Here is a 14,420-nt window from a genome sequence, read left to right as displayed (position 1 = left end):
AAGGAGTCCATCCGTGACGGACGGCACCATCACCACGGCCGCTGAGGGCAGCGACACCCTGACTCGCCTCGAGCAGGAGGGGGAGATCGCGGCTGACTACCTCGAGGGCCTGCTCGACATCGCCGATCTCGACGGCGACATCGACATGGACGTGGAGGCGGACCGGGCCGCGGTCTCGATCATCAGTGAATCGCCGCGTGACCTGCAGAAGCTTGTGGGCCGTGACGGCGAGGTGCTGGAGGCGCTCCAGGAGCTGACGCGCCTGGCCGTGCACCGCGAGACCGGTGACCGCAGCCGGCTGATGCTGGACATCGGCGGCTTCCGCGCCAAGAAGCGCGAGGTTCTCGCGGCGCTGGGTGCCAAGGCCGCCGACGAGGTCAAGAGCTCGGGCGAGCCCGTGAAGCTGGAGCCGATGACGCCGTTCGAGCGCAAGGTCGTGCACGATGCGGTCGCGGCCGCAGGTCTGCGCAGCGAGTCCGAGGGCGAGGAGCCTCAGCGCTTCGTCGTCGTTCTCCCGGCCTGACCGGATCCTTGTACTGTCGGCCCCGTCTGTTCGCAGGCGGGGCCGATCTTTATCAGCCCGATAGTCAGCGTGCTAGTGCGGTACGGAAGGACGGTCCTCGTGACGGAGGAAGCAGAGCTCCCTCAGGCGCCCAAGGAGGCGCAGGCGGTATTCGGTGAGTTCTTCCCCGAGGCTGTCAGGTATGCCGAGCTGCTCGCGGACGCGGGCGTCAAGCGCGGGCTGATCGGCCCTCGCGAGGTGCCGCGCCTCTGGGAACGGCACCTGCTGAACTGTGCGGTGCTCTCCGAAGTGGTTCCCGAGGGTGTCACGGTGTGCGACGTGGGGTCGGGAGCCGGGCTTCCCGGTATCCCGCTCGCGCTGGTGCGTCCCGACCTGAAGATCACGCTGCTCGAGCCGCTGCTGCGCCGTACGAACTTCCTCCAGGAGGTCGTCGAGCTCCTGGGGCTCGACCATGTGACGGTCGTCCGGGGCCGCGCCGAAGAGGTACTCGGAACGCTTCAGCCCGTTCATGTGGTGACGGCACGAGCGGTCGCCCCCCTCGACCGGCTCGCAGGCTGGGGGGTCCCCCTGCTCCGCCCCTACGGAGAGATGCTGGCGCTCAAGGGAGGGACGGCCGAGGAGGAGATCCAGGGGGCTCGTGCCGCGCTGAGCAAGCTCGGAGTAGTGGAGACCGAGGTGTTGCAGGTCGGTGAGGGCTTGGTCGACCCGGCGTCCACGGTGGTGCGGGTCGTGGTCGGGGAGAGCCCCGGCGGTGTGAGGTTCGCCGCAAAGCGCGCCAAGGCCGCACGCGTGGGCCGTACGCGACGACGCCGCTGAGCGGCAGCCCGGCGAAGAAGCTTTGCCGTCTTTGTGTGCTTGCTTCCTCTTTGTGAAGATGCTCCATGCATGCAGCGATATGCCCTAGCTGCGGAGTGTCGGGACACCGCCGCTGGGCTGCAGGGGCATCGTGTTTCACGTGAAACGTCGTTCTCTGCTGCAGGGCATCATCGACCGCGGTCGTGCGGCTGCCGCGCCGCGCGACCGTAAACCCGTAAGGGTTCTGAAGTTGTCCACAGAACCGGATTCATCCACAGAACAGTCGGCCTCGCTGGTTCACGACCCCGAAAGCATGGCAGGCTCTGTTCATTGCGAGCCTGTAGTCGAGGAGAGTGAATCCTTGCGGTCCGACGCCAACATCGCGGGACCGATGACCGATCCGGTCCCCGGTCCCCGTACCGAGTCCCTGGGGGACGGTGTTTCACGTGAAACACCACCGCCGATGGATGACACACCTATCGGTCGTGCTGCTCAGCTGGCGGTCGAGGCCCTCGGCCGCGCCGGGGAAGGGCTGCCACGGCCGGACCGGACGCGGGTCATGGTCGTCGCCAACCAGAAGGGTGGTGTGGGCAAGACGACCTCGACGGTCAATCTCGCCGCATCACTCGCACTGCATGGTGCCCGTGTCCTGGTGGTGGACCTCGACCCGCAGGGGAACGCCTCCACCGCTCTGGGGATCGACCATCACGCGGAAGTCCCCTCCATCTACGACGTCCTGGTGGAGAGCATGCCGCTCTCCGAAGTGGTACAGCCGGTGCCGGATGTCGAAGGTCTCTTCTGTGCCCCCGCAACCATCGATCTCGCCGGTGCGGAGATCGAGCTGGTATCGCTGGTGGCGCGGGAGAGTCGGCTTCAGCGGGCGATTCAGGCCTATGACCAGCCGCTGGACTACATCCTCATCGACTGTCCGCCTTCGCTCGGCCTGCTGACGGTCAACGCCCTCGTGGCCGGGGCAGAGGTGCTCATCCCGATCCAGTGCGAGTACTACGCGCTGGAGGGCCTCGGGCAGCTGCTGCGCAACGTCGACCTGGTCCGGGGCCATCTCAATCCCGACCTGCACGTGTCGACGATCCTGCTCACCATGTACGACGGCAGGACCAGGCTCGCGTCCCAGGTTGCCGAGGAGGTGCGCACCCACTTCGGTAAGGAGGTGCTGCGCACCAGCATCCCGCGGTCTGTGCGGATCTCGGAGGCGCCGAGCTACGGGCAGACCGTCCTGACATACGATCCGGGCTCCAGCGGCTCCCTGTCCTACCTCGAAGCAGCCCGTGAGATCGCGCTGCGAGGTGTGGGGGTGCATTACGAGGCCCAGCACGCCCCCGCGGGGGAGCCTGCCCATACGGGCATCCAGAACAGCCGGCAGAGCAATTCGGAGGGCATGCAGTGAGCGAGCGTCGTAGAGGGCTGGGGCGTGGACTCGGCGCGCTGATTCCTGCAGCTCCCCAGGAGAAGCAGATCGCGAGCCCTGGGTCCGGTGCGGGCGCGGCCGGCGTGTCCCCCGTGCTGACCTCCGAGCGGGGAGTGGCTGCTGCGAAGCTGGCCGCTCTTCCCACCGGTGCGCTGGTTCCGGAGCCGAGTTCGCCAGTCGGGGAACCGGAGCCTGTTGCAGAGCAGACGAACTCTGCCGGGGCTTACTTCGCCGAGATTCCACTGGCTTCGATCACGCCCAACCCGAAGCAGCCTCGTGAGGTCTTCGACGAGGACGCGTTGGCCGAGCTGGTCACCTCCATCAAGGAGGTGGGCCTTCTCCAGCCCGTCGTCGTGCGCAAGGTCGCTGAGGACCGTTACGAGCTCATCATGGGTGAGCGTCGTTGGAGGGCATGCGGGGAGGCCGGCCTGGAGCGCATCCCGGCCATCGTCCGTGCGACCGATGACGAGAAGCTTCTCCTCGACGCGCTGCTGGAGAACCTCCACCGTGCCCAGCTGAATCCTTTGGAAGAGGCGGCGGCGTACGACCAGCTGCTCAAGGACTTCAAGTGCACTCATGACCAGCTGGCGGACCGGATCGGGCGGTCCCGCCCCCAGGTCTCGAACACGCTGCGTCTGCTCCGGCTCTCGCCGCCGGTGCAGCGCAGGGTTGCGGCAGGAGTTCTCTCGGCCGGGCATGCGAGGGCGCTGCTGTCGGTGGACGATTCCGAGGAGCAGGACCGGCTGGCTCACCGCATCGTGGCCGAGGGGCTCTCGGTGCGTGCGGTCGAGGAAATCGTGAATCTCCTCGGATCCGAGCCCACAAGTTCAGCGAAACCTCGAGGCCCCCGGGCGGGCGGCCGGGTCTCGCCGGCTCTGACCGATCTGGCCTCGCGCCTCTCGGACCGGTTCGAGACCAGAGTGAAGGTCGATCTCGGTCAGAAGAAGGGAAAGATCGTCGTCGAGTTCGCCTCGATGGAGGATCTGGACCGCATTCTCGGCAGCCTTGCTCCGGGTGAGGGACGCGTGCTGGAGCGGAGCGTAGAGGAAGAGCAGGCTGAGGCCGACGAGGCCTGATTCTGCCGGACGCAGAAGGCGGGCCGCGTCACGGGAATTGTTCCGTGACGCGGCCCGCCCTTTGCCGTCTCTCGGTATCCCCCTCACCTCTGGGTGGATACGATGCGTTCTGGTATGCCGTATCCACCACCGTGATCCACCTCAGAGGAGGCGGGGGCCGTGCGATCTGTGAATCGCAGCCACCTGGTGACAGTCGGGTTGGGGCTTGGCGCTGTCGGAGGTTTCGTCGGCAGCTTGTTCCGAGAACGGAGTGCGCTGACAGCCGCGCGTGATGCGGCGGGCGAAGGAAGCGAGGAACCGCCTACATGGGGCGACGGCTTGTACCGCTCACACTGGACAACCTTCCGGATCTCCCCAGGCGTTGCCGCTCGTGTGTCTTCTGGGAACTTGATCCGGTCAGCGGGAAAGCCGCGGTGAAGGACGGCAGAGCCGAGCTCGAGAAAGAGGCTTGGATCTCCGCGGTGCTGCTGGAATGGGGCTCCTGCGGGCGTGTCGTCTACGTGGACGATGTCGTGGCTGGCTTCGTCCTCTACGCACCTCCCGCGTATGTACCACGGTCCACCGCGTTTCCCACCAGCCCTGTGTCTCCTGACGCCGTACAGTTGATGACCGCACTGATCGTCCCCGGCTTCCAAGGGCAAGGGCTCGGCCGCGTGATGGTGCAGACGGTTGCCAAGGATCTGTTGCGACGTGGGTTCAAGGCGATCGAGGCGTTCGGAGACGCCCGGTGGAAGGAGCCGGCCTGTGTGCTGCCGGCGGATCATCTGCTTGCGGTCGGCTTCAAGACAGTGCGCCCCCACCCCGTGCATCCGCGGCTGAGGCTCGAGCTGCGTACGACGCTCTCCTGGAAGGAAGACGTCGAACTGGCACTGGACAGACTGCTGGGTGCGGTGCAGAAGGAGCCGGTGTTGCGGCCTCTCTGAATGGGGCATCCGAGGAGTGACATGCAGAACGGGCCCACCCCGGAGGGTGGGCCCGTTTCACGTGAAACCGTCAGTCGTTGCTGACGCCGCCAGCTACTTCTGGGTGATGAAGCCTTCGAGGTCGCGGAGGATCGCGGCCTTCGGCTTGGCGCCGACGATGGTCTTGGCGACCTCGCCACCCTGGTACACGTTGAGCGTCGGGATCGACATCACGCCGTACTTCGCAGCGGTTCCCGGGTTCTCGTCGATGTTGAGCTTGACGATCTCGATGTCGTCGCCGTACTCAGCCGCGATGGCCTCCAGCGACGGCGCGATCTGGCGGCACGGGCCGCACCAGGCCGCCCAGAAGTCCACCAGTACGGGCTTGTCGTTCTTCAGGACGTCCTCATCGAATGAGTCGTCGGTTACGTTCTTCAGCGCGCCGGCCACGGCGGCCTCCTTGGCTTGGGGGTGTGGGTTGGGGGTGCGGTCAGACGGCCGGGGTCTTCTCCGGCTCGGCGAGCTGCTCGTCGGAGAGCGCGGCCAGGAATCGCTCAGCGTCGAGAGCCGCAGAACAACCGGTCCCTGCGGCGGTGATCGCCTGGCGGTAGGTGTGGTCGACGACGTCGCCGGCGCCGAAGACACCCTTCAGGTTGGTGCGCGTCGAGGGGGCATCGACCTTGAGGTAACCCTCGTCGTCGAGGTCGAGCTGGCCCTTGAAGAGTTCCGTGCGGGGGTCGTGGCCGACGGCGATGAACAGACCCGTCACCGGAAGCTCGGAGGTCTCGCCGGTCTTGGTGTTGCGCAGGGTGAGGCTGGAGAGCTTCTGGTCGCCGTGGACGGTGGCAACCTCGCTGTCCCACGCGAACTTGATCTTCGGGTCGGCGAAAGCACGCTCCTGCATGGCCTTGGAGGCGCGGAGGGAGTCGCGGCGGTGGACGATCGTGACGGACTTGGCGAACCGGGAGAGGAAGGTCGCCTCCTCCATGGCGGTGTCGCCGCCGCCGACCACGGCGATGTCCTGGTCCTTGAAGAAGAAGCCGTCGCACGTGGCGCACCAGGAGACACCACGCCCCGAGAGCGCGTCCTCGTTCGGCAGGCCGAGCTTGCGGTGCTGCGATCCCGTGGTGACGATGACCGCCTTGGCGCGGTGCACGGTGCCTGCGGTGTCCGTGACGGTCTTGACGTCCCCGGAGAGGTCGACGGAGACCACGTCGTCGGGGATGAGCTCGGCGCCGAAGCGCTCCGCCTGGGCGCGCATGTTGTCCATGAGCTCAGGGCCCATGATGCCGTCCTGGAAGCCCGGGAAGTTCTCCACGTCGGTGGTGTTCATCAGGGCACCACCGGCGGTGACGGCGCCCTCGAACACCAGCGGCTTCAGCGACGCGCGAGCGGTGTACAGGGCGGCGGTGTAACCAGCCGGTCCGGAGCCGATGATGATCACATTACGGACGTCGCTCACGGGTTCTTCCTCGTCTCTGCAGACTGCCTACTGCCTACTGGGGTCGGTTCCACGACTCTCACCCCACCCAACGGATCCTACGGGGCATGCATTCCCAAACGGCCGGTCCGGCTCCCGGACCGGCCGTCAGGGGCGTGCGTAGGACTGCGTGAGCAGGAGTTGTCCCCTTGTTGTGGGCGTGGAATCCACGCACGCCGCATCGACGACATAAGCCTGCACACGGCTCGAGTCGGTGGCGTCGGGCAGTACGACGAGGAAAGCGGCGGTGCCTTTGTACCGGCCCTCTTCCGCGGCCAAGGCCGGGGTGTCCCGGCCCGTGCCCTCTTGGATGCAGGGCGGGACATTCACGACCGGTGCCCGCAGCGGTGTGCGGGGAGACGCGGCGTCGGGAGAGGTCTCCCCCGGGGACGACTTGGTGTCCAGGGACGGCTCGCCCGGATCGCTGTCCGGAGCCTCGGGAGCGGTCGACCCCCTCAGGAGTACGTGTACGTGGCCCTCCAGCGTGCTTTCCGAGAAGTCCGCGCCGCTCTTCTCTGCGGCGCTGACACCACGGTCGGCCATCGAGCCGGCCGAATCCTGGGAGGGCTGGATGGCCTGGAGAAGGAAGACGCTCATACCGACGGCCGCCGCCCCGAAGGCAGTGCCGAGGATCACCGTGCGGCGGCGACGACGGGATGGCCCCCGGCCGGGCCCGGTGGCGCCTCGAGGGCGCCCGGCGGGACGAGGCGCGGCCGCACTCTCCGAGAGCGGATCGTATGTTTCACGTGAAACATGCATGGCGCTGTCAGGGGGCGTGTCAGCAGATGTTGCCTCCGCCGCCAGAGCGGCGTCGATCCGTTCGGCGACATCGTCCGGCATCTGCTCGTGAAGAGGCAGAGCCGTTCCCAGGAGTGAGCGAACCTCTTCCAGGGAGCTGTGGATGTCGGCGCAGTCGTCGCAGGAGTCGATGTGGCGGCGGAGCACGACCTCGCGCGACGGCGGGAGGAGGCCCTCGGTGAGGTCGGAGATCTCCGAGACGTCCGGATGCTGAGCCGTGTCGGCTGTGGATGTCATGCGAGCCCACCTCCACCCTTTACTGCGGCAGGGTCGCCGTTGCCTGCGTCTCGTGGTCCTGACGCAGGTGGGACGGATGCCCCCGGCGTCCGGTTCCTTTCCATGGATCCGTCCTTGCCGTCACCTCTGGTGCTGCGTAGGTGAGACAGCAAGGGCAGCAGTCTGGCCCGGCCCCGCGCGCAGCGGCTCTTCACGGTTCCCGTCGGCACCTCGAGAATGCGGGCAGCTTCCGCCACGGGGTACGCCTGCATGTCCACGAGGACGAGGGCGGCGCGCTGTTCGGTCGGCAGAGTGGAGAGTGCGGCCAGAAGCTCGCGGTGCAGGTCCTGCCGTTCGGCCGGGGCCTCGGCGGATTCGTGCGGCTCCATGAGCTGATCGAGCCGCTCGGTGTCGTCGACCGGGGCGGTCTTGCGGGAAGCCGCCTTGCGGGCCCGGTCCAGGCAGGCATTGACGGTGATCCTGTGCAGCCACGTGGTGACGGCGGACTGGCCGCGGAAGGTATGGGCGGCACGGAACGCGGAGACCAGTGCATCCTGCACGGCGTCGGCGGCCTCCTCGCGGTCGCCGAGCGTGCGCAGCGCAACGGCCCACAGCCGATCACGGTGCCGCCGTACGAGCTCACCGAAGGCGTCCGCGTCGCCTGCAACGTGTTGGGCCAGGAGATCCTGGTCGCTGGTGTCGGCGAATCCGGCGTCGTCCAACGGTGAGCCCCCTCCCCCTGGTTCCGTCAGCTGGTGACCTTGATGTCCGAGACCTTGCCCCTGTAGTTACCGTCGCCACTCGGAGGAAGTTCGGTCAGCCAGACCAGAAGGTACCGTGCCTGCACCGGCTTGTCGGGCTTGAGGGACACCTTTGTTCCGGATCCCTTGGCGGCCTTGGTGAATCCATCGGGCATCCGAGGAACGGACGAGTCCTCAGTGGTCCTCAGCTCGACGGAGGTGCGTCCGAGGAAGGACACCTCGACATCGCCCACCTGCTGGACCTTGCCGAGGTCGAGAACGACGCCGACGCCCTCCTTGAGCCGTCCGAAGTCAGCGCTGAAGTAGCCGTCCGTGTTCCAGTAGGAGCTCGTGTCCCCGTCGTAGACGTTCTTTATCGAGGCCGGCTTCTCGGAGCCGTCAGCACCGAGCGGGTCGTAGTCCTGGGCGCCGACGATTGTGACGGGCTTGCTGGGTTCGACGGCATTGTTGTCGTCCCCTCCGTCATCGGTGGTCTGCGTGGGGACCTGCTCACCCGAGTCCTTGCCCCGGTGGAGGACGGTCTCCGCCAGCTGCCAGCTTCCGAGGCCCAGAGCCGCGATGAGCAGGGCGGACACCGCCCACTTCAGGGCCTTGCCCGTGCGGCTCTGGAGCGGGGCCGGCGGAACGGCGATGACGGGCTGGGCGGCGGCCGTGGGCCGCGCTGACGGACGTCCGTAGGTGCCCTGCTGGTAGGTCGTGCGCTGGTACTCGGGCGGCGCGGTGAAGGCCGGCTCCGGGGGGAGCACGCGCGGCATGGCCGCGACGGCCTTCGCGAGCTCGTCGGGGGTGGTGCACGGCTGTTCCTGCCGTGAGGCGGTCGCGCCGTCGTTGGCCAGGGCGCGCATGGCGAGCTCGGACAGACCCCGGTGGACGCCCGCGCGCACCTGGTCCGGGGGGATCAGGCCCAGGTCCTTGGGAAGCCCGGAGAGGCCGTACGCGTCGCTCTCGTAGGGCCAGCGACGGGTCAGCGCTGCATAGAGCAGTGCCCCGATGGCCTCGGTGTCCGTGCGGAGCGGCTGATCGGCGGTGATGCCCCGCAGGGCGGCGTTCACGGCAAGACCGCGGATCCGGTACTGGCCGGTCGAGCTGCGCAGGACCGCACCCGGGGTGAGGCGCAGATGCGCGAGCCCCTCGCGGTGCGCAGCGGCCATGGCCTGGGAGATCTGGCTCACGAGCTGGTAGGCGTCGTGGGCTTCCAGGGGACCGGCTGCCAGCAGGGCGGTCAGCTCGGTGGCGTCGGGGAGCCATTCGTGGACGACGTAGACGAGGTCGTCCTCTTCCACGGCGTCCAGGACCTGGACGAAACGGGGATCGCCGAGCAGTGCGGACGAGCGCGCCGCAGCCAGCACCGACCGGGCGCGCGGATGGTCGGCGGGCAGCAGATGGACACCCACCGCCCGCCGGAGCTTCTCATCGACGGCGCGCCAGCTGCTGAATCCGTCCAGCCGGGTGACGCACTCCTCAAGGCGGTAGCGTCTGGCCAGTTTGTGACCGCTGTGCAGGTCGGGCGATGCCGGCACGGAGTCCGAGCTGTCACGCCCGCTCTCCGCGTCCTGGGCGCTCGCGCCCTCCGCGTCCTGGGTTTGTGCCGTCCCGTCGGTCGTGGCCGCGTCCGCCTTGGCGGTCAGCGGCTCGTCGCCGCTGTTGTCGGCCACGTCGACAGCAGCCGTGCTACGTTCCGCCACCGTCGTTCCTGCCTCCCCATCCGTTGCGCGATGCCAGCCAGCCAGCTCTGCACAGTCACGCCAATTGTGCCCACACTCCGGCGCTATGCACGACACGCGGTGTCCAGCGATGGTTGTGCGGCTCGGACCCAGTTCAGCGTCCGAGGCGTCCCCGGACCATGCCGACCATGCCGTTGAGCTCCTCGATGCGCATCTTCTTCGCGGCGACGAAGAAGATGCCCAACAGGACGACGCTGCCGCAGACCAGTGCCACGACCGACCCGCCGGCCCCGTCTCCCAGAGCCTTCAGCAGGGCGAAGCCGACCCCGCCACCGACCACAGCGGCAGGGAGCGCCGCCATGCAGAGACGGGCGTAGGTACGCACCACACGGGCGCCGTCGAGGTCACCGCCGAGCCGGTTGCTGAGCCGTCGCCACGCGATGCCGACGCCGACCGCGTAGGCCAGCCCGTAGGAGGCCGCCATTCCCACGACTGCCCACTGGGCCGGAAGAATCACGTAGCAGAGAGCAGACGCTGCCGCGTTGACCGCCGCGACGATGACCGTGTTGTAGAAGGGCGTGCGGGTGTCCTCGTACGCGTAGAAGCCGCGCAGCACGACGTACTGCACGGAGTACGGGATCAGGCCGAGGGCGAACGCCATCAGGATGAAGCCCATGGACCGGGCGGCCTCGGTGCCGCTGGAGGCGTAGAGCAGGGTGCACATCGGCAGGCCGAGCGCGAGGAAGGTGAAGGCGACGGGCACGATGGCGACCGCGGAGTTGCGCAGACCCTGTGAGATGTCGTCGCGTACGGCGCCCGGGTCGTTGTCATGGGCGGCACGGGAAATGCGGGGCAGCAGCGCCGCCATCACCGAGACGGTGATGATGGCCTGAGGCATGCCCCAGATCAGCTGGGCGTTGGAGTAGGCGAGGAAGCCCGAGCCGTCCTTGTCCGCGAGCTTGCCCGCAGAGGTTGCGAGCTGGGTGACGACCAGGACGCCCGCCTGGTTGGCGAGGACGAAGAGGACCGTCCACTTGGCGAGCTTGATCGTCTTGCCGAGCCCGTGGCCCTTCCAGTCGAAGCGGGGACGGAACCGGAACCCTGCCTCGCGGAGATACGGGATCATGGCCAGTGCCTGGACCACGAGGCCGAGCAGGGTGCCGATACCCAGCAGCCGGACACCTTCCGGCGGGATCGTTTCGACGCCCATCCGGGATTCGGCCGACGTGCCGTAGACCCAGATGAACAGACCGAACGTGAAGATCATGACGATGTTGTTGAGGACCGGGGTCCACATCATCGCGCCGAACTTTCCGCGGGCGTTGAGGATCTGCCCCATCACCACGTGGACACCCATGAAGAAGATCGTCGGCAGGCAGTAGCGGGCGAAGGTGACCGCCACCGTGTTCGCCGGAGGGTCGTTCGCGATCGTGCTCGACATGAGGTGCACCAGCTGCGGTGCCGCGAGGACGGCGATCGCGACGATCAGCCCGAGCGCGACCATGACGAGTGTCAGCAGCCGGTTGGCATATGCCTCGCCGCCGTCCTCGTCGTCCTTCATGGACCGGACGAGCTGAGGAACGAAGACCGAGTTGAGGCCGCCGCCCACGGTGAGGATGTAGATCATCGTCGGCAGGGTGTACGCGATGGTGAAGGTGTCACCGAGCACCGCCGCACCGAGAGCGGCGGTGATCACGAGGCTGCGGACGAAGCCGGTCAGCCGGGACACCAGCGTGCCCGCAGCCATCAGCGCACTCGACTTCAGTATTCCCGCGGCTTTGCCGCCGGACTTCGGCGGAGCGGGTGCCGGAGCCGCCTCAGGCTCCGCAGGAGGCCCCGGAGGCCGGCCTGACCCCTCCTGGTCGCGGAAGAGGTGCGCGAACGCGTCCTGCTCCCCACGGTCGCCCGAAGCCTGCGTGACCAGGTCGTCCACCCCGACGTACTGGGTGGTGCCGGCGTTGTCCCCGTAGGGAAGGTGCCGGGAGGGGCCTGCGGGCTCCGGAGGCGGCGTCTGGGCCCAGATACGGGGGTCGGGGGCGTGCTGGGCAGCGGGAGGCTGCTGGTAGAGGGCCCCTGGCTCCTGATAGGTGCCCGGAGGCGGTGGGGGGTGCGAGGCGCGGTCGTAGAGCGCCTCGGCCACAGGGTCCTGCGAGGCGAGGTCCTGACCGCGGTACGGATCGTGGTCGTACGCGTGCTGCAGGTAGGGGTCAGGTGCCTCCCCGTCCCGGCCGGCGCCCGGGGGCACCTGCGGACCGCTGGACGACCCAGCTCCGCCCGCGCCCTGGCCGCGGTCACCGTCGTACGGCGCGTTCATCGAAACCCCACCTCATTGTCCCCGGCCGACAGGCCCCGACAGACATCGCTCAACGGTCCACTTTCTCACCCGGGCCGGACGGCTTCCCGCTTTCCGGACCGGTGTCCGGCGTCGGGTCACTCGGCTGCTCGGGTTCACCGCCGTTGTCGTCCGCCGCTCCGCCCGCGACCGTGCGCTTGCGGTGCGTGTACATCCTGATGCCTGCCAGGACCAGCAGCAGCAGACCGCCGGCGATCACCAGGAGCACCGTCGGTGTGACCTCCGAGACCTTCACCGTGAAGGTCATCTCCTCGCCGTACGGCACGCCGTCAGAGGTGAAGAGCCGTGCCTTGACCTGCGCCTGTCCGTTGGCGTTGGCGGCGGCGTCGAACTTCACGGACTGGCTGTGCCCGCCGGCGATCTTGACCGGCTGCTCGGCGACGGCTGCGCCGTCGTTGAGCTTGAGTCGTGTGGCATTGCCCGACGTCAGACGCAGGACCAGGTGATCGACATCCTGGACCAGCTTGTTCTGCACGGTCACGGGGATCGTAGCGCTGCGCCCTGACAGGGTCACGTCCGACTTCGTGATCAGCTGGACCTCGTTGGTGAGGCCCTGAAGGTAGGTGCGGACCGCGTCACGGTACTGCTGCGCCTCCAGCGGCCTCCCACGCCACGACGTCGACACGGCTCGGTTGATCGCGTTCCCGAAGGGGGTCACCACCCGGTCGGGCTGCGTGAGGATGACCTGGAAGCTGTTGAGCGAGTCCTGGGTCGTCCTGATGTCCTGGAACGCCTGAGTGGGCAGCTCCTGGCTTCGCAGCCTCTTCGGGTACTGCGAGGCGGCGGGCACCTTGGTGGTGGCCCGTGCGTCGGGCTTCTGCCCGGCTGCCGCCATCAGATCGGCGGGCTGGGTCCAGTGTTCGGTCGAGAGCGCCTGCAGGGCGCGCGCCATGGTCTGCGCCTGGGCGGCGGTGGGTGTCCGTTGCGGAGCGACCACGATGCTGCGTTCGTTGTCGGGATCCTGCCCGGTCAGGGCCAGCGTCTGCGCGAGGAAGTTCTGGACGGCGAGTGTCGAGGTGCCGGCCTTGGACATGTCCCCGGTGAACGCGGTGGAGAGCCGGTAGTCGGAGACGACAGCGGTGGTGCCACCACCGATCGGCCGTGCCGACGTAGGCGTGTAGGGGAGCCCTCCCGTCTCCTTGAGACTGTCGCTGCGGGCGATCACCTTGTGCGCGCCCGCAGAGGTGGCGACGTCGACCACGGAGGGATCGATCGCACCGTCCACCGGCCATGCGAAGTCTGTGGACGGCTTCACGTGAAGCACGGTCTCCACCGTCGTGCCGGCGACCTCGGTCGCCGTCTGCAGATGGCTCAGCGCGCCCGACACGTTCTTGCCGCGGTGGGCGATGGACGCGAGATCGGGGTCGGCGAACGGGAGGGCCACCACCTTCCCGTCCTTCACGGCCGCCTGCAGATCAGTGAGCCACTTCTTGGCGATGGCCTGGTTCGTCCCCGCGACCGTGGTGTCACCGTCTTTGACGCGGTAGTTCTTCGTCATCGCGTCGACAGTGGCCAGCAGGTCCGGGTCGATCACCCAGGTGACTGGGAGCTGTCGGCCCAGCGAGACCAACTGCTCCAGGCGGCCGCCCGGAGCAAGCTCGAGGGCCAGGTCGTCGTTGGCGAGCACGGGAGTCTGCTGCTCGTCGGAGCCCGTCTCGGCGGTGACATGCGCTGACGCGATCAGTGGCCAGAGGAAGGAGAGCTTTGTCCTGCTCTCGGCCTCCTCGGGCTGCCACGGAAGGAAGGTCCGCTGGATACCGAGAACCTGGTCGTAGGCATAGTCGGTGGTCCTGCCGGTGACGGACACCCCGAGCTGATAGACGCCCTCGGCGCCCAGGTCCAGCTTCTTCACCGGGACGGCGAGGGTGAAGTCCTGGCTGACACCGGAGGCGAGCTCGGACACCTTCAGGGTGTACGAGCCACCGAGCTTGGCCGGGTCGCTGCCCGGAAGGTATCCGGTGCGCTTGGTGGCTTCGTCGATCGCACTCCGTCCGGACAGCCTCGGCCCGACGCGCAGGTCGACCTCGGCATCCGTGACCGTCTTCTTGCCCTTGTTGGTCAGCGTGCCGGAGACGGTGAGCGTGTCGCCTTCGACCGGCGCACTGGGGGCGAGCGTGTCCAGGGACACATCGACGGTGCGTGATCCTGTCGGCGCCTTCGTCGCCTCCCCGGCCTGGGCCGAGGAAGCTGCGGGACCGGTCAGGAGACCGGCGATCAGTGGTGCCCCGACGATCAAGGAGGCTGTGCGCCGGAGCCACCGGCGGGCAGGGGAGGGATTCATCCCCTGAAAGTCTGCCGCCTGGGCCACGCGTATCCGTCCCTCGTCGTCGTCAGCTGGTGCTGGTCCTGCCGGTCTCTGCGTCCCCGCATGGTAACGATGCGCCTGACACCTCGGTGCCGGGGACCGTGCCACATGATCGGGA

12 protein-coding genes are annotated in these 14,420 nt (G+C 68.0%); 5 read left to right on the top strand and 7 right to left on the bottom strand.

Annotated features, from left to right (window positions below; genetic code table 11):
* Window positions 1-13: 13 nt before the first annotated feature.
* The 5 genes from ACFC51_RS25265 (at window position 14) to ACFC51_RS25245 (ending at window position 4,746) form a co-directional block, all read left to right on the top strand.
* Complete coding sequence (locus ACFC51_RS25265; protein ID WP_329230753.1) at window positions 14-523, top strand: R3H domain-containing nucleic acid-binding protein; 510 nt, start codon at window positions 14-16, stop codon at window positions 521-523.
* Between the two features lie 99 nt (window positions 524-622).
* Window positions 623-1,339 carry a 16S rRNA (guanine(527)-N(7))-methyltransferase RsmG gene (gene rsmG, locus ACFC51_RS25260; protein ID WP_329230755.1) on the top strand — a complete coding sequence of 239 codons (717 nt, stop codon included), beginning with the start codon at window positions 623-625 and terminating at the stop codon, window positions 1,337-1,339.
* 292 nt (window positions 1,340-1,631) lie between these two features.
* The gene (locus ACFC51_RS25255; RefSeq protein WP_376378553.1) at window positions 1,632-2,726 is read left to right on the top strand and encodes a ParA family protein; all 1,095 of its coding nucleotides are present in this window, start codon (window positions 1,632-1,634) and stop codon (window positions 2,724-2,726) included.
* Window positions 2,723-3,823: a ParB/RepB/Spo0J family partition protein gene (locus ACFC51_RS25250; RefSeq protein WP_376378543.1), complete on the top strand. Its 1,101-nt coding sequence runs from the start codon at window positions 2,723-2,725 to the stop codon at window positions 3,821-3,823. The genes ACFC51_RS25255 and ACFC51_RS25250 overlap by 4 nt, the downstream gene beginning before the upstream one ends.
* A 305-nt stretch (window positions 3,824-4,128) precedes the next feature.
* Window positions 4,129-4,746 carry a GNAT family N-acetyltransferase gene (locus ACFC51_RS25245; protein WP_376379119.1) on the top strand — a complete coding sequence of 206 codons (618 nt, stop codon included), beginning with the start codon at window positions 4,129-4,131 and terminating at the stop codon, window positions 4,744-4,746.
* Window positions 4,747-4,839: 93 nt separating this feature from the next.
* Here the strand turns inward: ACFC51_RS25245 and trxA are convergent, their stop codons facing one another.
* The 7 genes from trxA to ACFC51_RS25210 form a co-directional block, all read right to left on the bottom strand.
* A complete protein-coding gene (gene trxA, locus ACFC51_RS25240) occupies window positions 4,840-5,175 on the bottom strand; it encodes a thioredoxin (RefSeq protein WP_376379116.1) in 336 nt (111 codons plus the stop codon).
* Window positions 5,176-5,215: 40 nt separating this feature from the next.
* Window positions 5,216-6,187 (bottom strand): thioredoxin-disulfide reductase, encoded by a 972-nt coding sequence (trxB, locus tag ACFC51_RS25235; protein ID WP_376379114.1) that lies wholly within the window; start codon window positions 6,185-6,187, stop codon window positions 5,216-5,218.
* 126 nt (window positions 6,188-6,313) lie between these two features.
* Window positions 6,314-7,240, bottom strand: coding sequence for an anti-sigma factor family protein (locus tag ACFC51_RS25230; RefSeq protein WP_376530903.1), 927 nt, complete (start codon window positions 7,238-7,240; stop codon window positions 6,314-6,316).
* Window positions 7,237-7,941 (bottom strand): RNA polymerase sigma factor SigM, encoded by a 705-nt coding sequence (gene sigM, locus ACFC51_RS25225; protein ID WP_376379109.1) that lies wholly within the window; start codon window positions 7,939-7,941, stop codon window positions 7,237-7,239. Before sigM ends, ACFC51_RS25230 begins: the two co-directional genes overlap by 4 nt.
* Window positions 7,942-7,967: 26 nt before the next feature.
* Window positions 7,968-9,665, bottom strand: a complete 1,698-nt coding sequence (locus ACFC51_RS25220) for a serine/threonine protein kinase (RefSeq protein WP_376530901.1) — start codon at window positions 9,663-9,665, stop codon at window positions 7,968-7,970.
* A gap of 133 nt (window positions 9,666-9,798) precedes the next feature.
* Window positions 9,799-11,958, bottom strand: a complete 2,160-nt coding sequence (murJ, locus tag ACFC51_RS25215) for a murein biosynthesis integral membrane protein MurJ (protein WP_376379104.1) — start codon at window positions 11,956-11,958, stop codon at window positions 9,799-9,801.
* 49 nt (window positions 11,959-12,007) lie between these two features.
* Window positions 12,008-14,305 (bottom strand): DUF6049 family protein, encoded by a 2,298-nt coding sequence (locus ACFC51_RS25210; RefSeq protein WP_376530898.1) that lies wholly within the window; start codon window positions 14,303-14,305, stop codon window positions 12,008-12,010.
* Window positions 14,306-14,420 lie beyond the last annotated feature (115 nt).

Origin of the sequence: Streptomyces sp. NPDC055962 (assembly GCF_042270185.1) — a bacterium.
Lineage (GTDB): Bacteria > Actinomycetota > Actinomycetes > Streptomycetales > Streptomycetaceae > Streptomyces.
Note: the sequence above shows the minus strand (reverse complement) of the source record. Positions and strands in the feature narration are given on the sequence as shown.